27 protein-coding genes are annotated in these 25048 nt (G+C 71.4%); 10 read left to right on the top strand and 17 right to left on the bottom strand.

Annotated elements, in window-relative coordinates; all coding sequences use genetic code 11:
- Positions 1 to 126: 126 nt before the first annotated feature.
- Entirely contained in the window at positions 127 to 462 is a 336-nt protein-coding gene (locus KK483_RS16970; protein ID WP_262006067.1) for a hypothetical protein, read from the bottom strand.
- A gap of 98 nt (positions 463 to 560) precedes the next feature.
- Here KK483_RS16970 and upp point away from each other — a divergent pair, with 98 nt between their 5' ends.
- Positions 561 to 1196 (top strand): uracil phosphoribosyltransferase, encoded by a 636-nt coding sequence (gene upp, locus KK483_RS16965; protein WP_262006066.1) that lies wholly within the window; start codon positions 561 to 563, stop codon positions 1194 to 1196.
- 79 nt (positions 1197 to 1275) lie between these two features.
- Here the strand turns inward: upp and KK483_RS16960 are convergent, their stop codons facing one another.
- From KK483_RS16960 to KK483_RS16905, 12 genes are all read right to left on the bottom strand, one after another.
- Complete coding sequence (locus tag KK483_RS16960) at positions 1276 to 1902, bottom strand: LytR C-terminal domain-containing protein (RefSeq protein ID WP_262006065.1); 627 nt, start codon at positions 1900 to 1902, stop codon at positions 1276 to 1278.
- Between the two features lie 103 nt (positions 1903 to 2005).
- A complete protein-coding gene (locus KK483_RS16955) occupies positions 2006 to 2302 on the bottom strand; it encodes a type II toxin-antitoxin system VapB family antitoxin (protein ID WP_003999914.1) in 297 nt (98 codons plus the stop codon).
- Positions 2303 to 2455: 153 nt separating this feature from the next.
- Positions 2456 to 2692 (bottom strand): hypothetical protein, encoded by a 237-nt coding sequence (locus KK483_RS16950; RefSeq protein ID WP_399014216.1) that lies wholly within the window; start codon positions 2690 to 2692, stop codon positions 2456 to 2458.
- A 269-nt stretch (positions 2693 to 2961) separates the two neighbouring features.
- Positions 2962 to 4503 carry a M28 family metallopeptidase gene (locus KK483_RS16945; protein WP_262009551.1) on the bottom strand — a complete coding sequence of 514 codons (1542 nt, stop codon included), beginning with the start codon at positions 4501 to 4503 and terminating at the stop codon, positions 2962 to 2964.
- 160 nt (positions 4504 to 4663) lie between these two features.
- Positions 4664 to 5245: an HhH-GPD-type base excision DNA repair protein gene (locus tag KK483_RS16940; RefSeq protein ID WP_262006064.1), complete on the bottom strand. Its 582-nt coding sequence runs from the start codon at positions 5243 to 5245 to the stop codon at positions 4664 to 4666.
- Between the two features lie 46 nt (positions 5246 to 5291).
- Positions 5292 to 6053 carry a class I SAM-dependent methyltransferase gene (locus tag KK483_RS16935; protein WP_262006063.1) on the bottom strand — a complete coding sequence of 254 codons (762 nt, stop codon included), beginning with the start codon at positions 6051 to 6053 and terminating at the stop codon, positions 5292 to 5294.
- Positions 6054 to 6180: 127 nt separating this feature from the next.
- On the bottom strand, positions 6181 to 7446 hold the full coding sequence (locus KK483_RS16930) for a YncE family protein (protein WP_262006062.1): 1266 nt from the start codon (positions 7444 to 7446) through the stop codon (positions 6181 to 6183).
- 144 nt (positions 7447 to 7590) lie between these two features.
- A complete protein-coding gene (locus KK483_RS16925) occupies positions 7591 to 8820 on the bottom strand; it encodes an RNA polymerase sigma factor (protein WP_262006061.1) in 1230 nt (409 codons plus the stop codon).
- Positions 8817 to 9236, bottom strand: coding sequence for a YciI family protein (locus KK483_RS16920; protein WP_262006060.1), 420 nt, complete (start codon positions 9234 to 9236; stop codon positions 8817 to 8819). Before KK483_RS16920 ends, KK483_RS16925 begins: the two co-directional genes overlap by 4 nt.
- A gap of 130 nt (positions 9237 to 9366) precedes the next feature.
- Complete coding sequence (locus tag KK483_RS16915; protein ID WP_262006059.1) at positions 9367 to 10275, bottom strand: 2-dehydropantoate 2-reductase; 909 nt, start codon at positions 10273 to 10275, stop codon at positions 9367 to 9369.
- Between the two features lie 314 nt (positions 10276 to 10589).
- Entirely contained in the window at positions 10590 to 11489 is a 900-nt protein-coding gene (locus tag KK483_RS16910) for a nitroreductase/quinone reductase family protein (RefSeq protein ID WP_262006058.1), read from the bottom strand.
- 301 nt (positions 11490 to 11790) lie between these two features.
- On the bottom strand, positions 11791 to 12543 hold the full coding sequence (locus KK483_RS16905) for a CAP domain-containing protein (protein ID WP_262006057.1): 753 nt from the start codon (positions 12541 to 12543) through the stop codon (positions 11791 to 11793).
- An 845-nt stretch (positions 12544 to 13388) separates the two neighbouring features.
- Between KK483_RS16905 and KK483_RS16900 the strand changes: the two genes are divergently transcribed.
- Positions 13389 to 14516, top strand: a complete 1128-nt coding sequence (locus KK483_RS16900) for a hypothetical protein (RefSeq protein ID WP_262006056.1) — start codon at positions 13389 to 13391, stop codon at positions 14514 to 14516.
- A gap of 68 nt (positions 14517 to 14584) precedes the next feature.
- Here the strand turns inward: KK483_RS16900 and KK483_RS16895 are convergent, their stop codons facing one another.
- The 4 genes from KK483_RS16895 to KK483_RS16880 all read right to left on the bottom strand — a co-directional run bounded on the left by KK483_RS16895 (position 14585) and on the right by KK483_RS16880 (position 18836).
- Positions 14585 to 15772 carry a sensor histidine kinase gene (locus KK483_RS16895; RefSeq protein WP_399016085.1) on the bottom strand — a complete coding sequence of 396 codons (1188 nt, stop codon included), beginning with the start codon at positions 15770 to 15772 and terminating at the stop codon, positions 14585 to 14587.
- Between the two features lie 170 nt (positions 15773 to 15942).
- Positions 15943 to 16686, bottom strand: a complete 744-nt coding sequence (gene cseB, locus KK483_RS16890) for a two-component system response regulator CseB (protein ID WP_262006054.1) — start codon at positions 16684 to 16686, stop codon at positions 15943 to 15945.
- 135 nt (positions 16687 to 16821) lie between these two features.
- A complete protein-coding gene (locus KK483_RS16885; RefSeq protein WP_262009549.1) occupies positions 16822 to 17715 on the bottom strand; it encodes an endonuclease/exonuclease/phosphatase family protein in 894 nt (297 codons plus the stop codon).
- A gap of 116 nt (positions 17716 to 17831) precedes the next feature.
- Entirely contained in the window at positions 17832 to 18836 is a 1005-nt protein-coding gene (locus tag KK483_RS16880; RefSeq protein WP_262006053.1) for a D-alanyl-D-alanine carboxypeptidase family protein, read from the bottom strand.
- 306 nt (positions 18837 to 19142) lie between these two features.
- Here KK483_RS16880 and KK483_RS16875 point away from each other — a divergent pair, with 306 nt between their 5' ends.
- The 8 genes from KK483_RS16875 (at position 19143) to KK483_RS16840 (ending at position 24908) form a co-directional block, all read left to right on the top strand.
- Positions 19143 to 19556, top strand: coding sequence for a VOC family protein (locus KK483_RS16875; protein WP_262006052.1), 414 nt, complete (start codon positions 19143 to 19145; stop codon positions 19554 to 19556).
- Positions 19557 to 19876: 320 nt separating this feature from the next.
- Positions 19877 to 20149 (top strand): helix-turn-helix transcriptional regulator, encoded by a 273-nt coding sequence (locus tag KK483_RS16870; RefSeq protein ID WP_262006051.1) that lies wholly within the window; start codon positions 19877 to 19879, stop codon positions 20147 to 20149.
- A gap of 147 nt (positions 20150 to 20296) precedes the next feature.
- Positions 20297 to 20647: a hypothetical protein gene (locus tag KK483_RS16865; RefSeq protein ID WP_262006050.1), complete on the top strand. Its 351-nt coding sequence runs from the start codon at positions 20297 to 20299 to the stop codon at positions 20645 to 20647.
- A 7-nt stretch (positions 20648 to 20654) separates the two neighbouring features.
- Entirely contained in the window at positions 20655 to 21296 is a 642-nt protein-coding gene (locus tag KK483_RS16860) for a DUF5819 family protein (RefSeq protein WP_262006049.1), read from the top strand.
- Positions 21293 to 22288 (top strand): HTTM domain-containing protein, encoded by a 996-nt coding sequence (locus KK483_RS16855; protein ID WP_262006048.1) that lies wholly within the window; start codon positions 21293 to 21295, stop codon positions 22286 to 22288. The genes KK483_RS16860 and KK483_RS16855 overlap by 4 nt, the downstream gene beginning before the upstream one ends.
- 15 nt (positions 22289 to 22303) lie before the next feature.
- Positions 22304 to 23152: a serine hydrolase gene (locus KK483_RS16850; protein WP_262006047.1), complete on the top strand. Its 849-nt coding sequence runs from the start codon at positions 22304 to 22306 to the stop codon at positions 23150 to 23152.
- Positions 23153 to 23212: 60 nt separating this feature from the next.
- Positions 23213 to 23419 (top strand): hypothetical protein, encoded by a 207-nt coding sequence (locus KK483_RS16845; RefSeq protein ID WP_262006046.1) that lies wholly within the window; start codon positions 23213 to 23215, stop codon positions 23417 to 23419.
- A 61-nt stretch (positions 23420 to 23480) separates the two neighbouring features.
- Complete coding sequence (locus KK483_RS16840) at positions 23481 to 24908, top strand: NAD(P)/FAD-dependent oxidoreductase (protein ID WP_262006045.1); 1428 nt, start codon at positions 23481 to 23483, stop codon at positions 24906 to 24908.
- Positions 24909 to 25048 lie beyond the last annotated feature (140 nt).

The following is a 25048-nucleotide window of genomic DNA, read 5'->3' as shown; positions in this document are numbered from 1 at the left end:
AATCGTGACAGAAACAGCGGCTTCGCGAGAGGTCTTCCGACGTTGCGTCGTGCACGCGTTCAGTCAAGAGTCCGCCGAAGGCGCACTCGGGACCGGTTCGGGGGCACGTCCGGGACCGCTCGGGGCTCACCAGCGGAAGCTGCGCATCCGCATGATCTGGCGCATCCTGGCCGCGCGTGCCCGGCGCGGCTGGACGCGCTCGCGCAGCGCCTTGGCCTCGTTCAGTTCGCGGAGGAACTGGGCGCGCCGCCTGCGGCGCTCCGTGTCGCTCTCCCGCTCCTGATCCGCCGGACCTCGCTGCTCCGTCTGCTCCGTCTGCTCCGTCTGCTCCGTCTGCTCCGTCTGCTCCGTATGTTCAGTCTGTTCGGTCTGTTCGGTCTGAACCGTCCCTTCCGGCCGCGTCGCCCCCGCGGCGCGCCGATCACGCGGAACCTGCGGGTCCTGCTGTTCCCGGTCCGGCATCGGCCACACCACCTCGGCGCTGGAAGGGTATGTCCCACCTTCCCTCCGAAGCGGCCGTTGATGCCAGGGGTGAGCTGGTCCCGGCTACTGTGGGGCCCATGCGGATCCACGTTGTCGACCACCCTCTGGTGGCGCACAAGCTCACCACCCTGCGCGACCGGCGCACCGACTCCCCGACCTTCCGGCGGCTCGCCGACGAGCTGGTGACCCTGCTCGCGTACGAGGCCACCCGTGACGTGCGCACCGAGCAGATCGACATCGACACCCCGGTGTCGCGGACCACTGGCGTCAAGCTCTCCCGCCCCCGCCCCCTGGTCGTGCCGATCCTGCGCGCCGGGCTCGGCATGCTCGACGGCATGGTGCGGCTGCTGCCGACCGCCGAGGTGGGCTTCCTCGGGATGATCCGCAACGAGGAGACGCTGGAGGCGTCCACGTACGCCACGCGGATGCCGGAGGACCTCTCCGGCCGCCAGGTGTACGTCCTCGACCCGATGCTGGCGACCGGCGGCACGCTGGTCGCGGCGATCCAGGAGCTGATCAAGCGTGGCGCCGACGATGTGACGGCGGTCGTGCTGCTGGCGGCGCCGGACGGGGTCGAGGTCATGGAGCGCGAGCTGGCGGGCGCGCCGGTCACGGTCGTGACGGCCTCGGTCGACGAGCGGCTCAACGAGCACGGCTACATCGTCCCGGGCCTGGGCGACGCGGGCGACCGGATGTACGGCGCGGCGGAGTAGCGGCGACGCGGTACGGAGCGATGCCGGGCGATCGGGGCCGGCCGCGCTCAGCGGGCCGGCCCCGCGGTTCGGTACCTGCTCAGCACCGCGCGGCCGGCTTCGGCGGGGCGGCCAGGGCCGCCAGCGCCTTGTCCGAGGCCGGCTTGGCGGTGAGCGTCTTGAAGGCCGTCCCCAGGATCAGATCGATGTCCGCGGTCGTGCGGGTGTCGGTCTTGAGCTGGGTGCCGTTCAGCTGCGTGGCCAGTACGCGGAACCGTCCCTCGTGCGCGGTGGGACCGGCCAGCAGCAGCCCGGCGCCGGGGACCTTCTTGTCGTACGCGACCGGCGCATTGCCCACCTTGCCGATGGCGAAGCCGCGTTTGCGCAGCTCGTCGGCGGTGGCCTTGGCGAGTCCGGAACGCGGCGTGGCGTTGTAGACGTTCACCGTGATCTGGCCGGGCCTCGGCGGCAGGGGTGCGGCGGACACCTGCGTCTTCGGCTCGCAGGCCGCCGCCGTGTTCCGCTCGGCCGCCTCGGTCTTCTTGCCGCCGCCCGTGAACACGTCGATGAGCTGCAGCGTCCCCCAGCCGCCGAGGCCGAGCACGGCGACGGCGGCGACGGCTGCGAGCACGAGCCTGCGGCGTCGACGGGGGCGACGCATCCGCGGGTACGCGGTGCCCGTAATGCGGTACTTTCCGCCCATGCCAGGAGGAGTGAGCATGCTCATGGGCGCAGCGTAGTGCCGTACCGGGGAAGCGGCTACTAAACGATCATCCGACTGCGGCCGTACGGGTCGGAAACTGCGTCCGTACGGGGGCGGGGAGCGGTCGTCAGTCCAGCTCGAGGACCCGGGCGTGCAGCACCTGCCGCTGCTGGAGCGCCGCGCGCACGGCGCGGTGCAGGCCGTCCTCGAGGTACAGATCGCCCTGCCACTTCACGACATGGGCGAAGAGGTCGCCGTAGAACGTGGAGTCCTCGGCGAGCAGGGTCTCGAGATCCAGCTGGCCCTTGGTGGTCACGAGCTGATCGAGGCGGACCGGGCGCGGCGCGACATCCGCCCACTGCCGGGTGCTTTCCCGGCCGTGGTCGGGATACGGCCGTCCGTTGCCGATGCGCTTGAAGATCACACGGAAAGCCTACCGGGCAAGCGGCCGTCGGCGCAGCCAGGCAGCGCCAGTGCGATGTTGGTCAAAACCGCACAGAACCGGAATAGGGGCCCTGTCGTGGGTGGGCCCGAGCAGTCCCCGCCCGCCCCTGCGCCCTCCCCGCCGCCTGCGACGTCAGCCTTCGGGAGCGCCCCGCCGGATGCGACGCCGGCGCGCCGTCGGCCGGGGCGGCGGAGATCGCCGCCGGTTGCGCCAGGGCTCGGCACCGGCGAGGCGGTCGTTACCGTCCTCGGCGAGACGGGGCGCGCGCCGCCCCGCCTCCGCCGCCTGCTGCTCGGCGGTCAGCCTCTCGTACACCGAGTCGCGGTCCACAGCCTGTGCATAGCGGGCGTAGAGCGGCGAGGACGTCACCGCCCGGTCCAGTGCCGCCGCGTCCACCGAGGTCGGCGCGCCCGGGGCGGGGTGGGGGAGTCACCGGCGCCGCCGCCTCGCCGTGTCGAACAAGGAGCGCGAGCTCTCTCGCCCCAGCTGTGTGCCCACCCAGCGGGCCAGGCACTCCGCCTCAAGGGAAGGGAATCCAGCCCGTCCGGCGCTTGAGGACACGGCCGTAGGCCGTACGGGGTCCGGGGCGGAGCCCCGGTGGGGGTCCGGGGGCACAGCCCCCAGACCCCGGAGCCCCGTTACTCCGTCACGTCGTGGTCGTGGCCGTCGTGGAGGCCGCCGCCGCTGCCCGCGTCGCCGTCCGTCGGGACGGTGACCACCGGCTTGCGCAGCGAGCTCAGGTCGTTGGCGTACGTACCGACCGCGTTGGCGATGATGTCGACGTTGACGTCGAACGCCGTCATGTCGATGTTTTTGATGTCGTCGCACTTGGCGTGGTAGCACGCGTCGTACGCGACCCCCGCCGTGCCGCCGAACTTCTGCGCCTGGCCGGCGGTCTTGATGCCCTCGGCGCCGGTGAAGGTGCCGCCGGACGGGATGCCGACCTCGATGAACGGGCCGTAGTCGGAACGGCCGGTGAAGTCCGTGCCCTCGTGCGGCCGGCCCTGCTTGTCGAGGAACTCGTTGATGTCGCGCTCCAGCTGGGCGGAGCCCGCCGGGCCGGCCGGCGAACCGACGCCGTCGGAGTCGTCGCCGTCGTAGACGAACAGCCCGTAGTTCGGCGACGCGATCATGTCGAAGTTGAGGTAGAGCTTGATCTCCTTCTTGCCCAGGTCGCTGAGGTTCGCGACGTAGTGGTCGGAGCCGAGCAGTCCGTTCTCCTCCGCGCCCCACCAGGCGAAGCGCACCTTGTTCGCGGGCCGCTTGTGGCTCTCCGCGAGCTCCAGGGCGACTTCGAGCAGACCGGCGGAGCCCGAGCCGTTGTCGTTGATGCCGGGGCCGGCCGTGACGGAGTCGAGGTGGGCGCCGAGCATCACCGTGTTGGCGGCGTTGCCGTGGCGGGTCTCCGCGATGACGTTCCTGGTTGAACGCTTCTGCTGGAGCTGGCGGATCTCGAAGGAGATGTTCACCGGCCCCTTCGCGAGGTCCGCGGTGAGCTTCTCGCCCTCGGCGAGCGTGATGCCGCCGGTCGGGATCTTCCCCGCCGCGGGCTCGCCCAGGGTGCCGGAGAGCACGCCCTCGGTGTTGTTGTAGACGATCGCGCCGATCGCGCCCGCGGCCGCCGCGTTCTCCTGCTTGATCGCGAAGGTGCAGCCGCCGCGCTTGATCAGCGCGATCTTGCCCGTGAAGGCCCCGGAGGCGAAGTCCGCGGGCTCGCAGCCGGTGGTGCCGTCGGCGTCGACGGGTACGGCGGCCAGATCCGCCTTCACACCGCCGACCGGCGTCGACTTGGTGTACGTCATCGCCGCTATCGCGATGTCGCGCGGCGCGGGTGAGACCACGGAGAGCTTCTCGGCCTGGGTCTCGGTGTAGATGAACTCGAAGTCCTGGTACGAGACGTCGTACCCGGCCTTCTTCAGCAGCTGGTACACGTACGCGGCGGACGCGTCGTGGCCCAGGGTGCCGGCGGCGCGGTTGCCTCCCGCGCTGTCGGCTATCTGCTGGAACTTCTGGAGGTGCTTGAAGGCGTCCTTGGCGGACGACTCGCGGACCAGCTTCTTCGACAGCTTGGCCGCTTCCTTCGCCGCGTGGTCGGCAGGGTCGTGCCGGTGAGCGGTGGCAGGGGAGGCGGATGCCAGCAGGAGCGGGGTCGCGAGTGCGGCTGCGGCCACGGCGGCCACGGCTCTGCGATGGGTTGCGTTCACAGAGGTCCTTCCCGGTGCGAACGAGGTTGAGGGGAAGTTAGCGATCTCTGAGGGTTCTGTGAACACGTGTGCCACAACTCACGCGATATTTAGCAGGATTGCCATCAGCTTGTACGTCTTCGGGCGTACCTATGCGTCATTTGGCCGCCTTCGCCGCGCGCTTCACCTCCTGCTTGTGCGCACGCACCTTCGCGAGCGACTCGGGTCCGGTGATGTCCGCCGCCGAACGGTACGAACCCTGCTCGCCGTACGCCCCGGCCGCCTCGCGCCAGCCCTTGGGCGTGACGTCGAACTGCTTGCCCAGAAGAGCGACGAAGATCTGCGACTTCTGCTTGCCGAACCCGGGCAGCGCGTTCAGCCGGGCCAGCAGCTCCTTGCCCGTCGCGACGTCCCGCCACAGGGCCGTCGCATCGCCGTCGTACTCGTCCACGAGGTACTGGCACAGCTGCTGGATCCGCTTGGCCATGGAGCCCGGATAGCGGTGCACGGCGGGCTTCTCGGAGAGCAGCGCGGCGAACGCCTCCGGATCGTGCGCGGCGATCGCGTGCGCGTCCAGGTCGTCGGCGCCCAGGCGCTGGGCGATCGTGTACGGGCCGGAGAAGGCCCATTCCATCGGGACCTGCTGGTCCAGCAGCATGCCCACCAGGGCGGCGAGCGGGCTGCGCCCGAGGAGTTCGTCGGCCTCGGGCTGCATGGCGAGGTGAATCGTGGGGCTCATGCCCCGATGATCCCCCGCGGGCCCGCGCCCCGCACGCCCCGCGCCCTCAGCCCGGCTTGCGCGCCTCGATCAGGAAGCGGGTCGTGTGCGCGACGAACGGGCCCTCGGCCCCGATCCGGTCGTGGAGCTCGCGGAGGCGGTCGCGGTACCGGGCGACGGTGAATCCGGGGACCATCCAGACCACCTTCCGCAGGAAGTAGACCACCGCCCCGATGTCGAAGAACTCGGTGCGCAGGGACTCCGACCGCAGATCCGTGATCTCCAGGCCCGCCGCCTCGGCCGCCGCGCGGGCGTCGTCCGGATGGCGGCCGCGGCGGACCGCCTCCGGCTGCGGTCCGAGGAAGTACTCGACGAGCTCGAAGACGCTGGCGGGTCCGACCTGCTGGGAGAAGTACGTGCCGCCGGGCCGCAGCACCCGCGCGACCTCGTCCCACCGGACAGCCACCGGGTGCCGGCTCACGACGAGGTCGAACGCCTCGTCGCCGAAGGGGAGCGGCGGCTCGTCGGCGTCGGCGACGACGACCACGCCGAGCGGGTGGAGCAGCCGGGTGGCCCGCTCGATGTTGGGCGGCCAGCCCTCGGTGGCGACCATCAGCGGCGGCAGCTCCGGGGCTCCGGCGAGAACCTCCCCGCCGCCGGTCTGGATGTCGAGCGCTGCGGAGGCACGGGCCAGCCGGTCGCTCATCAGGCGCTGGTAGCCCCAGGAAGGGCGCTGCTCGGTGGCCCTGCCGTCGAGCCACGAGAAGTCCCAGCCGGCCACGGACACGGACTCGGCCTCGGCCACAAGGTGATCGAACGTACGGGTCATGGTCCGATCGTCCCGGCGGGCCGGAGCCCGCGGCAACCGACTTACGCCGGCGGGGCGGGCGCGGTGCCGCCCGCCCCGCGCGCCCTCGCTTCGTGCATCGCACCCGCCCGGGTCAGGAGGACACGACCTAGGGCCGTGCGGCCGTCGGCCCCGTCCAGTCCGCCGCCACATGGCCGAGGCGTACCCGCTGCGGATGGTCGCCCACCGGGACCGATGCCACCTTCCGGCCGGTGGCGAAGTCGATCGCCGTGACCGCGTCGGCGCCGCTCTCGGAGACGACGCAGCTCTTGCCGTCCCCGCTCACGGTCGCCCAGTACGGCTTCGACGCGGTGACGAGCGGGCCCTCCCGGAGCGTGGTCCGGTCGACGACGGCCGCGTAGTCGTCCATCGTCCCGGCGACGCAGAGCTTGTCGCCCTGCGGGCTCATCGAAAGGCCGTGGTGGCGCGAGTCGTTGACCCAGGTGGTGCGGTCCTCGCTGGTGGCCGGGTTCTTGGGGAGGGTCTTCAGCCGGGTGATGCGGTCCGCCGCGATGTCGTACTCCAGGAAGCCGTTGAAGAACGACACCTGGAAGTAGAGCTTCGACTCGTCGGGCGTGAATGCCACCGGCCGTACCGCGTCCGACAGGTCGGAGCGGCCGAAAGCGTCCAGCCGCTCGCGCATGTCGACGACCTTCACCGTCTCGTACGTGTGCGCGTCCACGACCGTGATCCTGCGGTCGCCCTTGGTCCAGTCGAAGAACGGGTCGTCGAGCGCGGTGTTGACCTCGCCGATGGCCATGTTCCAGATGTGCCGGCCGTCCGCGGTGAAGACGTTCTCGTGGGGCTTGTCGCCGGTCGTGAACGAGCCGGTCTCGTGGCCGGTCTCGATGTCCAGGACATGGACGGTGTTGGAGGTCGAGGCGGAGACGGCGACGCGCCTGCCGTCCGGGGACACGGCCATGTGGTCGGAGCGGAAGCCGGACACCGGGAAGCGCCAGTTGACCCGGCCGGTCGTGACGTCGATCGAGACGACGTCGGCGAAGCTGGGGCGCGAGACGACGACCGCCGAGCCGTCGGGGGTGGAGTACATATCGTCCACGAACTGGTCGTGGCCCTCGCCGACCGTCGTCCTGATGCCGAGGAAGTAGGCGAGCTTCACGGGGTTGAGTTGGATCTCAAGGAGCCGCTCGTCCTTGTCGGGGATGACGTTGATGCGGCCGACCTTCGTCAGCGCGCCGGAGGATTCGAGGACGTCGGCGGTGCCCTCCCAGTTGTTGCCGACGAACAGCACCTCGCGGAGGGCGGTCGGGTCGGCGGAACCGCTCGCCGCCGCGGGCGCGGGCGCGGCCGAGGTCACGGTGAGGGCGAGGGCCGCGGCGATGGCGGCGACGGCGGGGGACAGTGCTGTCTTCACGGCGCGCTCCTGAGGGTGTGGGGCAGGAGGGAGACAGGGCAGGAGGAAAACGGGTCAGGGGGAGACGAGGCAGGGGAGCTCCAGGAACTTACTGCGCGGTAAGGTACTGGTGAGTCGGCCGAATGGCCAGGGCCCGTACGGGAGTTACGCGAGCCGGGCCGCCCGCATCTGGAGATAGCGGGTCTCGGGGACGCTGAGGGTGCCCTCGGCGGCCCGCCGGTACGCCGCCCGCGCCCCCTCCCGGTCCCCCGCCTTCTCCAGCAGATGGGCGCGCACGGCGTCGACCCGGTGGTGCCCGGGCAGCCGGTCCGCGAGCCGGTCCACCTCGGCGAGCCCCGCCTCCGGCCCCACGGCCATCGCCACGGCGACCGCCCGGCCGAGCTCGGCCATGGGCTCGGGCGCCAGGCGTACGAGCACGTCGTACAGGGCGAGGATCTGCGGCCAGTCGGTGTCCTCGGCGCGTTCCGCCTCGTCGTGCAGCGCAGCGATCGCCGCCTGCAACTGGTAGGCGCCCGCGGGTCCTTCGGACAGAGCCTCCTCCACGAGCGCGGTGCCCTCGGCGATCGCGTCGCGGTTCCACAGCGTCCGGTCCTGCTCGTCGAGGGGGATCAGCTCGCCGTACGGTCCGGTGCGGGCGGCGCTGCGCGCCTCGGTGAGCAGCATCAGCGCCAGCAGCCCGGTGACCCGGCCGTCGCGGGGCAGCAGCCCGCGGACGGCGCGGGTGAGCCGGATCGCCTCATGGGCGAGATCGGGGCGGTGCAGGGCCGCGCCGGAGGTGGCCGTGTAGCCCTCGTTGAAGATCAGGTAGAGCACCTGGAGCACGGCGGCGAGCCGCTGGTCGCGGTCCTCGGGGCCGGGCTGCCGGAACGGCTCGCCCTTGATCTTCGCCTTCGCCCTGCTGATCCTCTGGGCCGCAGTCGCCTCGGGCAGGAGCAGCGCACGGCCGGTCTCGGCCGTCGTCAGACCGCCGACGGCCCGCAGCGTGAGGGCGATCTGCGCGGCGGGCGTCAGCGCGGGATGGCAGCAGAGGAACAGCAGCGTGAGCGTGTCGTCGTCGGCCGGTGCCCGCCCCTCGCCGGGCGGCGGCGCGGTGAAGGCGTCCCGGGGCATGAGCTGCGAGGCCGTCTCCTCGCGCCGCCGCCGTGCCTCGTCGCTGCGCAGCTGGTCGGTGAGCCGGCGCGAGGCCACCTTGATCAGCCAGCCGCGCGGATTGTCCGGCACACCCGCCTCGGGCCACTGCTGCGCGGCGGCGAGGAGCGCCTCCTGCACGGCGTCCTCGGCCGGGCCGAAGTGTCCGTACCGGCGTACGAGCGCGCCGAGGACCTGCGGCGCGTGCAGGCGCAGCAGGTCCTCGATCCCCGTCGTACGACTCACGGGCGCAGGTCGTCTCCGCCGCCGTCGATCGGACGGATGACCACCGGGTATTCGGGCGCGCCCGCGGGCTGCGGGCACTGGGCGACCCGGGCGGCGATCTCGGTGACCCGCTCCAGGCTCTCGCAGTCCAGCACCCAGTAGCCGCAGAGCAGCTCCTTCGTCTCGCCGTAGGGGCCGTCCGAGATCACCGGCCGGCCGTCCTTCCCCGCGGACACGAAGCGGGTCCGCGCGGGCTCGACCAGGCCCTGGGCGTCGACGAGCTCACCGGACTCGGCGAGGTCGTTGTTGACGGCCTCCATGAACGAGAACATCGTCTGAAGGTCCTTCTCGCTCCAGACCGGGCTGTGCTCGGAGCCGTTGCCGCGCATCGCCTCGTAGTCGGCCTGCGAGCCCTGGACCATCACCAGGTACTTCATGGTTTCGCTCCTTCTGTACGAGGCGCCCCCTGTGGGCAACTCTCACAGGGGACGTCGGAGCGGGTCGGGCTTTCTCGACATGTGCCGGGACATTTTTTTTTCGCCCGGCTGCGTCCGCGGACTCCGCCCGTCATGTCCGCAGGCTCAGCACCTCGTGGAGGACGCGGTTGACGGGGACCGGCGTGCCGGTCCGCTCGCCGAGCCGGACGACGGCGCCGGTCCACGCCTCCAGCTCGGACGGGTTGCCGGCCGCGAGGTCGCGGTGGAGGGACGTGGTGCCGGCGGCCGGCTGCTGGTCGAGGAAGGCCATCGACGCCGGTACGACGTCGTCCGGCAGCTTGATGTCCAGCGCCTGCGCCACCTGCCGGATCTCGGTCATCGCCTCGACGAGCAGCCGCCGTGTGCCGGGCCGGGAACGCAGCGCCCCGAACGGGGCGTCCGTCACCGCCCCGAGCCCGCCGGGCGGCACGACGAAGAGGAACTTGGTCCACAGTTCGGCCCAGATGTCCTCGGACACCACGGCCGCCACGCCCGCCCCGTCGAGGGCGGTCCGGAGCCGCTCGACCCGGTCCGTCGGCCGGTTGTCCCACTCCGCGAAGGACAGCAGCCCGGGGCCGCCGGTATGGCGTACCCGGCCGGGCCCGTCGAGCTGGGCGATGATCTTGGCGGTGCCCGGCAGGACCGCTTCCCGGCCGACGGCGCCGGCGACCTCGTGCGGCGCCTCGACGCCGTTCTGGAGCGTGACGACGGCCGTGCCGTCGCCCAGCAGCGGGGGCAGCGCGGCGATCGCGGGCGCCAGCTGCCACGTCTTCACACAGAGGAGTACGTGGTCGACCTCGCCGATCCCCGCGATGTCGTCCGTCGCCCGCACCGGCGCCACGGCGAAGTCGCCCGCGGCACTCTCGACCGTGAGCCCGTCGTGGCGCAGGGCGTCGAGGTGCGCGCCCCGGGCGACGAACGTGACGTCGTGGCCGGCGGCGGCGAGCCGGCCCCCGAAGTAGCCGCCCACCCCGCCTGTACCGATCACCGCGATCCTCATCGGCCCTCCTCGCCGTACTCATGGAGCTCGACCGCACGCACCGCAGCACACACCCTTCCCGGGCTCCGAGTGTTCAATGACAGTCGAACACCCAGAGTGTGTGATCCCCATCGGACACTCGGCAAGGGGAAACAGGGGTGCAGGGGTGGACGATGGCGGAGCGGCATCGCGCCGCGCCGGTGCACGCGCACCCCGACGAGGTCCCGGCCTCGTCGAGCGGCGCGGCGAGGGTCCCAAGCGGGTGAACCGCCTGCGCCGCGGTGCGGATGCGGGCGCGCACGACGGCGCAGGCGGCTGATGTCACGACACGGGCATCAGGTCTGCATCGCGTCGAGGACCGGGACCAACTGCTCCTCCTCGTAGCGCAGATGGCTCTCCAGCTCGTGCGTGAGCCGCTCGACCTCGGCACGGACCCGTACGGCGTCCACGCCCTCCGCCGTGACGACCTCCTGGAGCTCGCCGATCAGGGCAGCGATCCGCTCGTGCTCCTCGCGCAGCCGGCCGAGGACGGGGGCGAGCTCCGGTCGGCGGTCGGCGAGGAGCGGGAACATCCCGGCGTCCTCGCCGGTGTGGTGAATGTGCAGCCCCTGGCAGACGGTCAGGCAGTTCACGCGGAGCTGGGCGCCGATGCCGATGCCGGGGCCGGTTTCGGTGCCGCCTTCGGTGCCGGTGCCGGTGCCGGGGCGGCCGGCCGCCGCTTGCTCGCCGAGCTCCTTGCGGATGACCGCGAGCTCCCGCCGGAACCCGTCGTGGACCGCCTTGATCGCCGCCCCGAAGGAATCCGCGCGGATGTCCGGCGGCCCCGGGATCTCGTCCAGGGCGACGACGGGGATCACCCGCTCCGTCCCGGCCTGGTAGTCGGCCCACCCGGGGTCGCCCTCGACGGCACGGGCGAAGGCGGCGTCGCGTTCGGCGCCCTCCAGGACGACGGCCTCGGCCTCGTACGTGAAGACTCCGGCCTCGACGGTGGCGCGGGGACGGGCCACCAGGTTGCGGAACCAGTCCGGGTTCTTCGGCGCACCGCCGGCCGATGCGATGACCAGGACGCGTCCGGCGCCGTCGGGCAGATAGGCGAGGGGCGTGGTGTGGCGGGCGCCGGAGCGCGCGCCGGTGGTGGTGAGCAGGAGGAGACGGCCGCCTTCGAAGGGGCCGCCGACGCTTCCGCCGTTGGCGCGGAACTCGTCGATGATCTGCTGGTTGAATTCGTTGGGCATTCGCTGCTTTCTTCTGAGCTCTTCTCGAGGTCTTCTCGGGACGTACGGAAACGGAGAAGAGAAGAAAGCAGGCGGGCCTCGCGCCCGCCCCGGGCTCACGCCAGGGCCGGGTACCCCACTCGCTCGTGGCCCGAAGCGGCCGACCCGGCAGTCACGGCGTCAACCGTAGGCCGCCAACGGCAGTGGGGCAACGCCGTATCGCGCACGGAGGACGGGCCCGGCAGCGGCGAGGTGCCCACCGCAACGGCGAAAGGCCCGGACCGCTGACCGGTCGGGCCTTTCGCCTGGCGGCGGGCAAGGACTATCGGGCGGTGCCGAAGTCCTGCGTCCAGTAGTTGTTCGGCTGCGCGAGGCCGACACCGATCTCCTTGAACTCGCAGTTCAGGATGTTCTCCCGGTGCCCGGGGCTGTCCATCCAGCCCGCCATCACGCTCTCGGGGGTGTCGTACCCGTAGGCGACGTTCTCGCCGTACGTGCTCCAGCTGTAGCCGGCGCGCGTGATGCGGTCGCCGGGGGCCGAGCCGTCGGAACCGGTGTGGGACATGTTCTTGTGGGAGGCCATGTCCTCACTGTGGGCCTGGGCGGCCTTCGACAGCGTGGCGTTCAGGGTGACGGGGGAGCAACCGGCCTTGCTGCGCTCGCTGTTGACGAGCTCCACGATGCGGGCGACGGCGCCGGACGCGGGGGCGGCGGGGGCCGTCGGCTTGGGCGCGGTGGTGCTCGGCGCCGCGGGCTTCGACGCGGCGGGCTTCGGAGCGGTCGGCTCCGACGTGCTCGGGGTGCTCGGGGCGGCGCTGGGCGCCTCGGAGGCAGGCGCGCTCGGCTTCGAGCCGCCCCGCTCCTGCTTCCACTTGCCGTCCCACTCGCCGCCGCCCCACCGCTGATCGGCGGAGGCGTTCTTCCACTGGCCCCAGGGCTTGCCCTCGGACCTGGCGTCCTGGCTCTCCTGCGGGTCCATACAGGCCATGGCGGCGGAGGGAACACCCACCGCGCCCAGCGCGATGGCGGCGATCGCTATCTTCCGGTAGTGCGTCTTCCTGCGGTGCTTCCTCATTGCATGACCTCACTCGGTGAATCGCGGAGCGCCCCCGGAGCGATCAGCTCATGCAGAGATCACGTCTGAGCTGCGGAGACGCCTTCCGAGCCGCATTCTTAGGAGGTCGGCGTTTGCAGAGCAACGAGCGTTGTTACTACCTCGGCTAGTAGGGCCGGACGCCCCTTGAAAAGGCCGCGCGGGCGTGCTGGACCGGAATATGGCATTCCGGACGCAGCTGTCGTTCCGTCAGAAGTCGCTATGCGCCGCATAAACGGGCGAAAGGCCCGAGTGTGCCGAATGTGATCGCGATCCGCATCGCATATGTCTGCGCCAAGACGGACAAAGCCTCATATGTCGCCGCCGCGGCGTCTACTACAGGCAGCCCTAGTGAACGATTACGGCGTGACGGATGTCACGAAATCGGCCGCGGATCCACGGAACCGCGCCGCCCTTTCGACATCCGCGGTACGGCCCCCGTAACCCCGCGCCGCCCCTGGATCCTCACCAGCCCCACGCCAGCCGCGCCGCCCGCTCCCGCAGAGGCACCCCCGGCGCCCGCCTCTCCCGAGCCCCCCGCGCTTCCCGAGCTTCCCGCGCTTCCCGAGCCCCCCGCGCCTCCCGGTCGTCCCCGCGGCGCTCGCGGCTCTCCTGCAGGTGAGGCGCGCCATGGCCGAGAGGGCGTCGGTACGGCTTCGCTGCCTGAGTCATGCCCTGCACAACGACCGGCGCCCGACTCCGGTACGCGGACACGGCTGCGCGCTCTTCGGCTCCTCTTCACATTCAGGACAGCCTCCCGGCCCGATGCCGCAGCAGGATCACGGCTGTTGTCCGACCGTTGCCCATCAGACCGAGAGAGGTCCCCTATGTCTACGCTGAGCCGCCGCGCACTGGTCGCCGGTGCGTCCGCCGCCGGGCTGGCCCTGGCGCTTCCCCGCGCGGCGCGTGCCGAGGAGGTGGCGTACGCGGCCTTCCGCATCGTCCGTGCACGGCCCGGCGAGCCGGGGCAGCCCGAGATCACGCTGCCCGAGGGGTACGCGTTCGTGGCGGGCGAGAAGTACAACGTGGCCAGCAGGGCCGAGTACTACACCTTCGTCAAGGGCCCGAAGAACACCGGCGGCATCGAGGTCTCCGTCCGCTGGCCGGGCGTCCTCGTGAAGGCCGTCGTGCACATGGAGACCCGGCTCGGCATCAGGCGCGATCCGTCCGACCCGTACCGGTTCACCTTCACGCTCCCCGTCGACCGGGCGTCGAACGACGCCAATCAGCCGACGCTCCAGATCTGGAGCCACCCCGACATCTCGGCGGGGATGTACTACAAGATCGACCACAACGACCCGGACCGCGTCGCCGGACCCTGGCGGGACGTGCCCTGGCCGGCGAACGAGGCCAGGTCCCAGACCCATCAGCTCGTCGCCACCCACACGATCCTGGTCGCCTCCGGCCTCAAGGCCGCGGCCGCCGCGAAGGGGCACCGCTGGTTCGTCGCGGGCTTCGAGACCAACAACACCCTGCACGCGGACAACCCGCCGCACTGGCACATCTCCTACAACTCCGGCAAGGACTTCAACTCGCCCACCCACAACACCCACTTCTGGCTCGACAGCGAGGCCAGGAACTTCTACAACGGCATGGACGTCACCGGCCTCGGCCGTCTCAAGCACTACGTGGGCGACCCGGCCCGGATCTACGACTTCACCGGCGACGCCAACGACGGCCGCGGCGGCCTCGTCGCCACCATGACCATCCGCCAGGACGGCGGCCTCGACATCGCTCCGCCCGAGGGCCCGGTGTACGCCGTCGCGGCCGGTCGCGACGGTTCCCTGATCGAGGAGGTCACGGTCCTGCGCGACGGCGAGCCCTGGCTGCGCGTCGCGACCGACGACCACTACCGGATCGGCGTCACGACCGTGCGGGTCCTGGGCCTCCAGGACCGCTCGGAGAGCTACGCGAAGGTGCTGCGCTACGACCCGCTGACCGGCGTGCTGGTCTGACCCGCATCCCGTACGGACCCGCGCCCGCCCCGCCGCGGGCGTGGGGTCCGTACGGCGCGCCGCCGCCCTCAGCCGGGTGGTGCCTGGGGACTGCGGGGCAGTTCGAGGGTGGCGACGGCCCCGTGGGGTTCGGCGTTCGCCAGCGTCAGCCGGGCGCCGATGACGTGGCTCTGGCCGACGGCGATCGTGAGCCCGAGGCCGTGCCCGTGGCCCCGCTCGGCGGCTCCGGTACGGAAGCGCTGCGGTCCGTGGTCGAGGAGCTCCGGCGGGAATCCGGGGCCGTGGTCGCGTACGACGACGGTCGTGCCGTCGATCGTGACCTCGACCGGCGTCCGGCCGTGGCGGTGGGCGTTGAGGACCAGGTTGGTGATGATGCGGTCCAGTCGGCGCGGATCGGTCTCGGCGACCGGGCGGCCGATCACCGTGACCCGTGTCTCCAGGCCGGTCCGCCGGGCGGACTCCTCCACCAGCTCGCCGAGCGGCACCGGTTGCGCTTCGGACCGTTCGGCGCCGGCGTCCAGACGGGAGATCTCCAGCAGGTCGTCCACGAGGCCGCGCAGCACCCGCACACGGTCGCGCACCAGGTCCGTGGGCTCGCTCTCCGGCAGCAGGGAGACGGAGGTGACCAGGCCCGCCAGGGGAGTGCGCAGCTCGTGTGCGACGTCGGCGGTGAACCGCTGCTCGCTGCGCAACCGTTCCTGCAAGGCGTCCGCCATGCGGTCGACCGCCGAGGAGATCTCGCTGATCTCGTCATGACCGCGGCTGTGCGTCCTGGCGTCGAGCTCGCCCCGTTTGATCCGGCGGGCGGTGCCGGCGACGCGGCGCAGCCGGCGGAGCCCCAGCTCGGCGGCGAGGACCGTGAGCGGGACGACGACGGCGAGCGTGGCGAGGGCCGCGTACCGCATGTGCCGGTCGAGCGCCTGGAGACTGCGCTGCTCGGTGCCCATGTACACCTTGACGGCCGGCACCGTGCCGTCGACACGGCGGGCCGCCCACATCCAGGGCCCCTGGAGGGGCTTCCTGGTGTCGTACCAGGTCACCGGTCCGGCTCCGGGGCCGAGCCGGTCCAGCAGCTGCTCCGGTACCTCGTCGCCGACGACGTAGCCCGGAGCGACGGACGAGGGACGGTCCAAGGAGTGCCCGCCCCGGAGCTCGGCCGTGATCTTCTCCAGCTCCCACAGGGCGTTGCCGCGGCCGTTGCTCATCATGCTGCCCTCGGTGCTCCGGTGCACCAGGATCCCGATGCCGAGCGCCATCGCGCACGCCGCGGCGGTGACGCCCGCGGTGATCTTCCAGCGCAGGGATCGCGGGTCGACGAAGCGCCACAGCGAGCGGCCGGGCGAGGGCGCGTGTGTCGTGCGGTCGGCGGAGACGGTGGAGACGGTGGCGTCGGCGGCCTCGGCGGGGGTCTTGTCCATCTCGGCTCTCAGCGCCGGAACTTGTAGCCGAAGCCGCGCACGGTCTCGATGTTCTCGGCGCCGATCTTCCGGCGCAGCCGCTGGACGGCCAGGTCGACGACCCGGCTGTCACCGTCCCAGCCGTAGTCCCACACCTGGCGCAGCAGCGTCTGCCGCTCCAGGACGATGCCCGGCGCGGCCACGAACTCCAGCAGCAGCCGCAGTTCGGTCGGGGTGAGCGCGAGTGGCTCCCCGTCGACCCGCACTTCGAGGCCGCGGGTGTCGACAGTGAGGTTCCGGAAGGTGAGCACGGCGCCGTCGTCGGAGGGCCTGCCGTCGGCCCGAGGGGGACCGGCGAAGGTGGCCCGGCGCAGCAGGGTGCGGATCCGCGCCACCAGGACGGTGGTGTCCACGGGTTTGACGACGTAGTCGTCGGCACCCGCCTCCAGGCCCGCCACCACGTCCAGTGAGTCGCCGCGGGCGGACATCATGAGGACGGGGGCCTGGCTCGTCTCGCGGATCCTGCGGCACAGTCCGATGCCGTCGAGGTGCGGAAGCATGACGTCGAGCAGCAGCAGGTCGTGCTGCCCGTCGCGGAACATCTCAAGGCCGGTCAGGCCGTCGGGTGCCGCCGACACCTCGTAGCCGTAGCGGTCCAGCGCCATCCCCACGGATCTGCGGATCGCGTCGTCGTCCTCGACCAGCAGGATGCGGACGGAGGCGGTGGCACCGCCGGCCTGCTGCCGCGTCGGATCGCTGTTGTGCTGTTGCATCACGTCACCTGGAGGTCGGGTCACCCGAGAAAGTACAGAAGGAGCAGAAGATACCGCTTTGCGGAAGGAAGGCTACGGGCACGGGTCCCACGGGCCGGCGCCCGCCGCGAGCGCCGCTGCCGGCACGGGCTCCCGTCACAGCCGGAGGGTGGCCGCGACCGGCAGATGGTCGCTGCCGGTCGGCGGCAGGGTCCAGGCCGCTGCCGGAGTGATGCCCTTCACGAGGATCTGGTCGATCCGGGCCGCCGGGAACGCCGCGGGCCACGTGAAGCCGAAGCCGTCACCCGCCTCCTCCTGGGCCGAGCGGAGCCCGGAGGTCACCGGCCGCAGCGCGCTGTCGTCGGTCGTGCCGTTGAAATCGCCCACGACCACGACCCGGGGCAGCGCCTCGGCCCGCAGGGCATCGGCCAGCTTCCGGGCCGACTCGTTGCGCCAGGACGCGGCGAAACCGGAGTCAGGCCGGACCCGTACCGACGCGAGGTGGGCGGCGTAGACCGCGACCGGTCCCTTCGGGGTGTCGGCCGTGGCCCGCAGGGCACGCGTCCACGGCATGATCGCGACCGGCTCCACGTCCCGCAGCGGGTACTTGCTCCACAGCCCGACCGTGCCCTGTACCGAGTGGTACGCGTAGCTGCCGGCCAGCGCGCTCTCGTACGCCGGTGCCCTGCGCGGGGAGAGCTCCTCCAGCGCGAGCAGATCGGCGCCGGTGGCGGCGAGGGCACGTGCGGTTCCGTCCGGATCGGGGTTCTCGTCGTGGACGTTGTGGGTGATCACCGTCAGATCGCCGCCCTCGGACCGCTTGTCCACGAGGGCGTCGCCGAACAGGGAGCACCAGACGACGGCGGGAAGGAGCGCGGTGGCACCGGCGGCCGCGGACCGCCGCACCGCGGCAAGGGCCAGCAGGGCGGGGGCGGTCAGCCCCCACCAGGGCAGGAAGGTCTCCACGAGGCTGCCCAGGTTGCCGTACCCGTTCGGTATCCAGGCATGGCCGACCATGACCAGCGCGGACAGCACCGAGGCCGCCGCGATGAGCTTCTCGCACCGCCGGACGCGTCGTCCGCCGACGACGGGCGGGGCATCGGCCGCCGGCGGGCGGGCTCGTTGCTCCGCGCCGGCTTCGGGGGCCTTGGGAACCAGCACCGCGGTCACGTGTGCACCGCCTTGCCGCCACGAGCCGCGAGGGCGTCCGGCAGGCCCCGCTGCACGGCGTCGATCAGCCGGCCGCTGCTGTCCAGGGCTGCCTGGAGGCCCTCGGTGGGCGTGGTGTCGGCGCGCTGCCCCAGTACGACGCCGAGCACGAGATGGCGCCCGGTGCCGGACTTCGCCTCGGCGGCCCACATGAGGTTGCCGCCGGCGGGCGTGCTCGATCCGGTCTTGAGCCCGATCACCCCGGGCTTGTCGAGCAGCCGGTTGGTGTTGGTGACAGCGCCCGGCATCCCGGGGATCGTCGTACTGCGCATCGCCACCACCGCGCGCAGCACCGGCTCCTGCATGGCCCGGCGGGCGAGCTTGAGCTGGTCGTCGGCGGTGCTCCGGGTCGTCGGCTCGATGCCGCTCGCACCCGTGTACGTCGTATGGGTCATCCCGAGCCCGGCGGCGGCTCGGTTCATCTTCGCCACGAACGCCTCCTGGCTGCCGGCGTCCCAACGAGCCAGCAGCCGGGCCACGTTGTTGCCCGAAGGGAGCAGCAGCAGCTCCAGGAGATCGCGCTGACTGAACCGCTGACCCGCACGGACGGGGGCGCTGGACTCGCTCAGGGAGAGGCCCTCCTGCGCGGCCGTCTCGTCGACCGTGATCTTCGGGCCGCGCTCTCCGTTCCGGAGCGGGTGCTCCTTGAGGACCACGTACGCGGTCATCACCTTGGTGACGCTCGCGATCGGCATCGGCTTGTCACCGCCCCTGCTGCCCAGGCTGCCGAGGCCCTCCACCGCGACGCTCGTCTGGCCCTCCGACGGCCATGGCAGATCCAGCCGCTCCGCCACGGCCGCCGCCCGCGCGGCGGCGGCCGCGGGACCGTCGCCGCCGTCGTCGCCGGGCAGCCCCTGCCAGCCGACGATTCCGGCCACGACGAGCGCCGCGGCCGACGCCCACACGGCGCAGCGACGGGCCCACGCGGGCTTCTCTTCGGTACGTATCCAGCGAGCAACCACCGACAGAACACCTCTCACAGACGGAGACTTGGGCCGAGGCCGGGGCCGAGGCACGCGGGGAAGCCGCGTTCGGCACGTCACCGAGCCTGGGAGAGGACCGCGTCCAGCCGATCAGGGTCGTGCATCCGGCACCGCGCGGGTGTGTGTCAGTCGCGTATCAGGCCGTCTGTGGGTCTGTGCGTCCCGTCTGTGCGTCCATGGGTCTGTGCGTCCGCGCCCGTGACACTCATTCGTACCGGGGGCCGTTGTCAGTGGTCCCCGCTACTCTGCCGATATCCGACCCTTTGCTCCGACGCAGGAGGTTTTATGACCTCGCGACTCAACCCGTATATCAGCTTCGGCGGCGACGCCCGGCAGGCGATGGAGTTCTACAAGGAGGTCTTCGGCGGCACGCTGGCGCTGAACACCTACGGTGAATCCGGCCAGGCCGGCTCTCCCGATGCCGACAAGATCATGCACGCCATGCTGGAAACGCCGAGCGGCTTCACCCTGATGGGCGCCGACGCCCCGCCCGGAATGGAGTACGCGCCGGGCAACAACTTCTCGGTGAGCCTCAGCGGCGACGACGACGCCGAGCTGCGCGGCTACTGGGAGAAGCTGTCCACCGGCGGCTCCGTGGCGGTGCCCCTGGAGAAGCAGATGTGGGGCGACGTGTTCGGCATGTGCACGGACCGGTTCGGCATTCCCTGGATGGTCAACATCAGCGAGCCCCAGGGCTGACGGCACGCAACACGAGTAGCACGCACACGCAGCACGCGGCACGAAGGGCCCCGGCCGGGATCGGTCGGGGCCCTTCGTCGCGCCTTCGTCCCGCCTGCGCTCGTGCGGAGCCGTCCGGCGCGGCCGTCCGTGACTTCTCTCACCCGAGGTCATCTCGTCGGAGTGCCCCTGTAGGCTCCAACAGAACATTCCAGCCGGGTGGTTGACGCGTTGACGCGTCGGCAACTGACCACTGCCTCGTGAACGAAGCCACCCCGCTCACCCTGCGGCCCGCTCTGCCCGGGGCCTGCAGGTGAACGTAGTCAGGGGGAGAAATCACGATGACCACGGGTGCAGAGATCCGCGAGTTTCCCGTTTCCGTGGATGCGGCGAGCCTCGCGAGGCTGACCGCCCGGGAGCGCGAGGTGCTGCGCAATCTCGCCAAGGGAGAGCCGAACCGCCTGCTCGCCCGGCGGCTCGGAGTCGCGGAACGGACCGTCAGGGCCCACATCACCAGTGTCGTGCGCAAGCTGGGTGTCGGATCCAGATTCGAGGCGAGTCTGGTGGCGCTCAATTATCAGGAGACCTTGACCGAGGACGCCATTGCCTCTTGAGGCAATGCCTCAAGAGGCAATGGAGAGGCGGCCTTCGAGGCGGCAGGCTCAAGGGCGTTGTCCACCACGCACCGACCCGGCGCACATTGCCGGGCGGTCCGGAGTGCGGCCACACCTGCATCGTTCAAATCGGGGAAGGAAAACCGAATGAATATCAAGAAGATCGCCACCGCTGCCGGAGCCGCCACCGCCGGGGTCGCTCTCTTCGTCGCGGCCCAGGGCAGCGCCCAGGCGGCCCCGGCCCAGCCGGCCGCGCCTGTCGCCGCCGTCGATGCGTCGCAGCCTGCCCCGCAGGCCCTCGGCTCCATGCTGGGCAAGGCCGCCAAGTCCGTGGGCAAGGCCGCCACCAAGGGAGCGCACAAGGCCGCGGCCGTCGGCAAGGGCATGGCCGTGGTGGCGAAGAGCAACGCCGACAACATGCTGTCGCACGGCAGTGTCTTCGCCGCGCCCGCCGACCTCCCGCAGGGTGTCTCGGCCGACACGGTCTTCGACCGCTGATCACCACGTGACGAAGACGTACCGCACGACCAGGAGGGCGGCGCTGCTCATCGGCGGCGCCCTCCTGGGCGCTCACATGACCGCGGCCGCGTTGTCCCAGGCGCCGCTCAGCCCGGCGAAACTCGTCTACGGAGACCGCGTCGCCGAGTATCTGGACCCGTACTTCTCGCAGAACTGGCAGCTCTTCGCCCCGACACCGATATCCGACGACCGAGGCATCCTGGCGAGGGCCGCCTGCGCCGACGGATCGGTCTCGGAGTACTACGACGTCACGGCGCACGGCATCGACAAGGCCCAGAACTCTCGTTTCTTCCCCTCGCGCGAAGTGCGCCTCATCTCTGCCGGTCTCCAGAACGTCACCAGCAGCGAGGAGATCCTCAGGAGGCTGCGGGAGAAGCAGACCAACGACAAGAAGCCCGTGCTGCCCCCGTTGCCCTACGAGAAGGTCACGGAGGCGGAAGCCGTGAAGTCCCTGTCCCGCTACTCCTACGACCAGATGCCGACCGCGTGCGACGGCAAGGCGGTGAAGGTGCAAGTCCGCATGTACGTGCACGAGTTGCCGCCCTGGTCCAAGCGGGACGACCCCTCGGCCGAAGGCAGGGTCCTGGTGAAGGACTTCGCCTGGGCCCGCACCAAGGATCTGCGATGAAGACACTGGGTGCGCGCCTGGACGCCTGGTCCCTGCACGCGGTCGCCGTCACCGGCGTATCGGGGACCCGCATGCTCCTCGGTTTCGTCGGCCTCATGTACTACGTGAGCCAGTACCGGGAGCGGAACTACCTGTTCGGACCCGATGGAGTGCTGCCGCACGAAGAGTTCAGGGACCAGTTGACGGGATTCAGCCTGTACGTGCTGTCCTCGTCCGACGTCTGGTTCCAACTGGTCTTCCACGTGGGGTTGGTCGCGGCCCTGGCCGTGACGCTCGGTGTCGGCGGCCGACCGGGCCTCGCATGCCACTGGGTCCTGCTGTGGTCCCTCTACCAGCGGCAGCCCGCCCTCCTGGACGGAGGGGACAACCTTGCCTACGTGGTGCTGCCCTTCCTGCTCCTGACGCACTGCTACGCCCGGTTCGCCCTTCCCGTCGGTCTCGCGAAGCGCTTCGCCCGGCGGCTGCCGGGGCATGTGCGCGCGGTCTCCGTGCCGTTCCACAACCTCGGCGTCCTCATGATCGCGGCGCAGATCTGCCTGGTCTACGTCGTCTCCGGTCTCTACAAGGTCATGGGCGAGGAATGGCAGGACGGCACGGCCCTGTTCTACGTGATGCGGGTGCCGGAGTTCGAACTGCCCGGCTGGTCGCACCTGGTGTACGAGAACGACCTCCTGGTCGTGCTGGGCACCTACGGGACGGTCGCCTTCCTGGTCTACTTCCCGCTCGGCGTCCTCGTCCCGGCACTGCGCCCCTGGGCGGCCGCCATGTCCATCGGCTTCCATGTCTCGATCGCGTTCTTCATGGGACTCACCGGCTTCGCGCTGACCATGATCGCCTGCGATCTCGTCTTTCTGTCAGGTGCTCTCGACCGTGCTGTGGCATGGCTGCGTGCCCGCCGTACCCGGCCACCGCAGGAGCCTGCCGAGGACGCGGCGTCGAAGGCGGCGCGACGAACACGAACCGAGGCCGTCCCCGAAGCAGAACTCGTCTGACAGGAGCAACGGAGCGTGCTGACACCGACCTGCATACTCGGCAGCGCCGGCATCCGTGACCGTGCCACCCACGGCCACGGTGCGGACCGGTTCGTCGAGATCGGCTCTCTCACCAAGGTCTTCACCGGAACGGTCCTGGTCCGGCTGGCGAAGGAGGGAGCGCTCGACCTCGACACACCGCTGGAGGCATGCCTGACCGAGGTGCCCAAGGGGACGGCCATCACCCTCCGGCATCTCGCCGAGCACACCTCGGGTCTGCCCCGGCTGCCTCCCGGGCCCTCCGGTCCTCCGGACGACCCGTACGCCGGCTTCACGGAGCCGGCCCTGCGCGCATCGCTGCGGCGCCTGGACCGGTTGTCGGCAGGGCGGCTGGGCGAGGAGGAGTACTCGAACTTCGGCTACGCGGTGCTCGGGCACGCCCTCACCACGGCCACGGGACGCACCTTCCAGGAACTCGTGGACGAGCATGTCCTCCTGCCGCTGGGGCTGGAAGCAGGCGCGATGACGGCACTCCCCCCGGAGGACCGGCGCCTCGTACCGCGAAACCTGCTCGGCCGGCCACGGCCCCTGTGGGATCTGACCGGACCGATCCTGCCGGCGGGCGGCCTGTGGACCAGCTGCCGGACCCTCGCCGACCTCCTCGTCGGACTGCTCGTGGACCGCAGGCTGGGCACCCCGGCACCCACCTGGCGCCGGGGCTCGTCGACGCTGTGGCACGACGGAGCCACCCGCAGCTCCTCCGTCGTGGCCGCGGCACACGACGACGGCCGCTGGCTCCTCGTGCACCGCCTCGGCAGCCCGGGCCGCACCGACCGGCTCGCGGTGAAAACGCTCGCCGCGACCTCCCCGCCGTCCGGAAGGTGACGATCGGATGGTCCGGCACTCGCTCCGGCTCCGGCCACCAGAAACCACGGAGAGGACATCATGAGGCTGGCCTGGGCGGCCTGGCTCGTACGCCACGCCGCTGAACTCGGCTACAGCAACGGGCCGTTGCGAGGCGCCATCGGGTCGCTCTCCGTACTGCTCACCGCCCTGCTGATCGCGTACGCGCTGCGCCGCCACCGACCGGTGGCCCTCGCCGCCGCGGGGGTCACCTGCGCCGCGGGCCTCGGCTGGCTGGCCGTCCATTGAACCCGGCCCGAGGCGACGGCGTTCGCGGAGACGCACACAACCTGCCGGAGGAAGCCCACACATGACGGATGCCGTTGTCGTCGGCTCCGGGCCGAACGGCCTCGCCGCCGCACTCACCCTCGCCCGTGCAGGTCTGCGCACCGAGGTGTTCGAAGCGCACGACCGCATCGGTGGCGGCCTGCGCACGGAGCCGCTCTTCGATTCGGAGGTGGTGCACGACATCTGCGCGGCGGTGCACCCGATGGCGCCGGTCTCCCCCTTCATGAGGTCGCTCGAACTGGAGGAGCACGGCGTCCGCCTCATGCACTCGCCCGCCGCCTACGCCCACCCGCTCAAGGGCAGGCCGGCCGCTGTCGCCTGGCGTGACCTCGACGCCACCTGCGCCGAGCTGGGGGACGACGGGCCACGCTGGCGACGTCTCATGCTCCCGTTGATGGAACGGTCCTCGGCCGTGGTGGACCTCATGCTGTCCACCCAGCGAACGGCCCCTCCGCTGCGGGCCCTCACCTTGCTCGCGTCCCGGCTGCCCGTCCACTCGGCCCGCCCGGGCGGCAGCCTGCGCACCGAGACGGCACGAGCCCTCCTGACGGGCGTGGCCGCCCATGGCATCGGCAGGCTCCCCTCACCGACGGCGTCCGCGGTCGCGCTGCTGCTCGGGCACCTCGCCCACACCACGGGCTGGCCCGTGGCCCAGGGCGGCTCCGGAGCCATCGCCGCGGTCATGGCCGCGCGGATCGAGCGGCTCGGCGGCCGGATCCACACCGGTACCAGGGTGAACAGCCTGCGGGAACTCCCGGCGGGCCGGAGCATCACCATGCTGGACGTCTCACCCCGCGAACTGGCCCGTATCGCGCCCCTGCCCGACGGCTACCTCCGCCGGCTGTCCCGGTACCGGTACGGCCCGGGGGCCGCAAAGGCGGACTTCCTCATCGACGGGGCGATCCCATGGACCGACCACCGGCTCTCCCGCGCCGCCACCGTCCACCTGGGCGGCGTGCACGGAACAGCAGCGGAACTGGCCCGTGCGGAGACCGCGACCGCCAAGGGCATCACGGCAGCGCACCCCTACATCATCCTCGTCGACCCGGCCGCCGCGGACCCGGCACGGGCCGTCCGCGGCAAGAGACCGGTGTGGGCCTACGCCCATGTGCCGAACGGCGACACCCGCGATCCCCTGCCGATGATTCGCGCCGCGATCGAGGCCCACGCCCCGGGCTTCACCGACTCCGTCGTCGCCGGACGCGGAGTGTCGGCGGCCCGACTCGGCGAGTACAACACGAACTACGTGGGCGGCGACATCGGCTCCGGTGCCATGAGCCTGCGGCAGACCCTGGCCCGCCCCGTGGCCCGCTGGAATCCCTACCGGACACCTCTCCCGGGCACCTGGCTGTGCTCGTCGGCCACGCCGCCCGGCCCCTCGGTGCACGGAATGTGCGGGTACCACGCGGCGGTGGCGGCGCTGGAGGACCACAAGCGGCGGGCCGCGTAGGCCACGACGTCCCCGTCACTCGGCACCGACGCTCCGATGCCGGCGAACTCTCCCGCGGGTATCACGGGCAGGGGGCGAGGGCCTCCGGTTGTCACCGCTGTCCGTCGTCCGCCCGCTCGGAGAGCACCAGGCCGCCGGAC

The sequence above is a fragment of the Streptomyces sp. FIT100 genome (assembly GCF_024584805.1).
Lineage (GTDB): Bacteria > Actinomycetota > Actinomycetes > Streptomycetales > Streptomycetaceae > Streptomyces.
The sequence above is the reverse complement of the archived record's forward strand: the minus strand, read 5'-3'. Positions and strand labels throughout refer to the sequence as shown.

What these genes read in the sequence shown, in the direction of transcription:
- KK483_RS16970 (WP_262006067.1), bottom strand. Translation starts at nt 462, where the DNA reads ATGCCGGACCGGGAACAGCAGGACCCGCAGGTTCCGCGTGATCGGCGC.
- upp (WP_262006066.1), top strand. Translation starts at nt 561, where the DNA reads ATGCGGATCCACGTTGTCGACCACCCTCTGGTGGCGCACAAGCTCACC.
- KK483_RS16960 (WP_262006065.1), bottom strand. Translation starts at nt 1,902, where the DNA reads ATGAGCATGCTCACTCCTCCTGGCATGGGCGGAAAGTACCGCATTACG.
- KK483_RS16940 (WP_262006064.1), bottom strand. Translation starts at nt 5,245, where the DNA reads ATGAGCCCCACGATTCACCTCGCCATGCAGCCCGAGGCCGACGAACTC.
- KK483_RS16935 (WP_262006063.1), bottom strand. Translation starts at nt 6,053, where the DNA reads ATGACCCGTACGTTCGATCACCTTGTGGCCGAGGCCGAGTCCGTGTCC.
- KK483_RS16920 (WP_262006060.1), bottom strand. Translation starts at nt 9,236, where the DNA reads ATGAAGTACCTGGTGATGGTCCAGGGCTCGCAGGCCGACTACGAGGCG.
- KK483_RS16915 (WP_262006059.1), bottom strand. Translation starts at nt 10,275, where the DNA reads ATGAGGATCGCGGTGATCGGTACAGGCGGGGTGGGCGGCTACTTCGGG.
- KK483_RS16910 (WP_262006058.1), bottom strand. Translation starts at nt 11,489, where the DNA reads ATGCCCAACGAATTCAACCAGCAGATCATCGACGAGTTCCGCGCCAAC.
- KK483_RS16905 (WP_262006057.1), bottom strand. Translation starts at nt 12,543, where the DNA reads ATGAGGAAGCACCGCAGGAAGACGCACTACCGGAAGATAGCGATCGCC.
- KK483_RS16900 (WP_262006056.1), top strand. Translation starts at nt 13,389, where the DNA reads ATGTCTACGCTGAGCCGCCGCGCACTGGTCGCCGGTGCGTCCGCCGCC.
- KK483_RS16895 (WP_399016085.1), bottom strand. Translation starts at nt 15,772, where the DNA reads ATGGCGCTCGGCATCGGGATCCTGGTGCACCGGAGCACCGAGGGCAGC.
- cseB (WP_262006054.1), bottom strand. Translation starts at nt 16,686, where the DNA reads ATGCAACAGCACAACAGCGATCCGACGCGGCAGCAGGCCGGCGGTGCC.
- KK483_RS16875 (WP_262006052.1), top strand. Translation starts at nt 19,143, where the DNA reads ATGACCTCGCGACTCAACCCGTATATCAGCTTCGGCGGCGACGCCCGG.
- KK483_RS16870 (WP_262006051.1), top strand. Translation starts at nt 19,877, where the DNA reads ATGACCACGGGTGCAGAGATCCGCGAGTTTCCCGTTTCCGTGGATGCG.
- KK483_RS16865 (WP_262006050.1), top strand. Translation starts at nt 20,297, where the DNA reads ATGAATATCAAGAAGATCGCCACCGCTGCCGGAGCCGCCACCGCCGGG.
- KK483_RS16855 (WP_262006048.1), top strand. Translation starts at nt 21,293, where the DNA reads ATGAAGACACTGGGTGCGCGCCTGGACGCCTGGTCCCTGCACGCGGTC.
- KK483_RS16845 (WP_262006046.1), top strand. Translation starts at nt 23,213, where the DNA reads ATGAGGCTGGCCTGGGCGGCCTGGCTCGTACGCCACGCCGCTGAACTC.
- KK483_RS16840 (WP_262006045.1), top strand. Translation starts at nt 23,481, where the DNA reads ATGACGGATGCCGTTGTCGTCGGCTCCGGGCCGAACGGCCTCGCCGCC.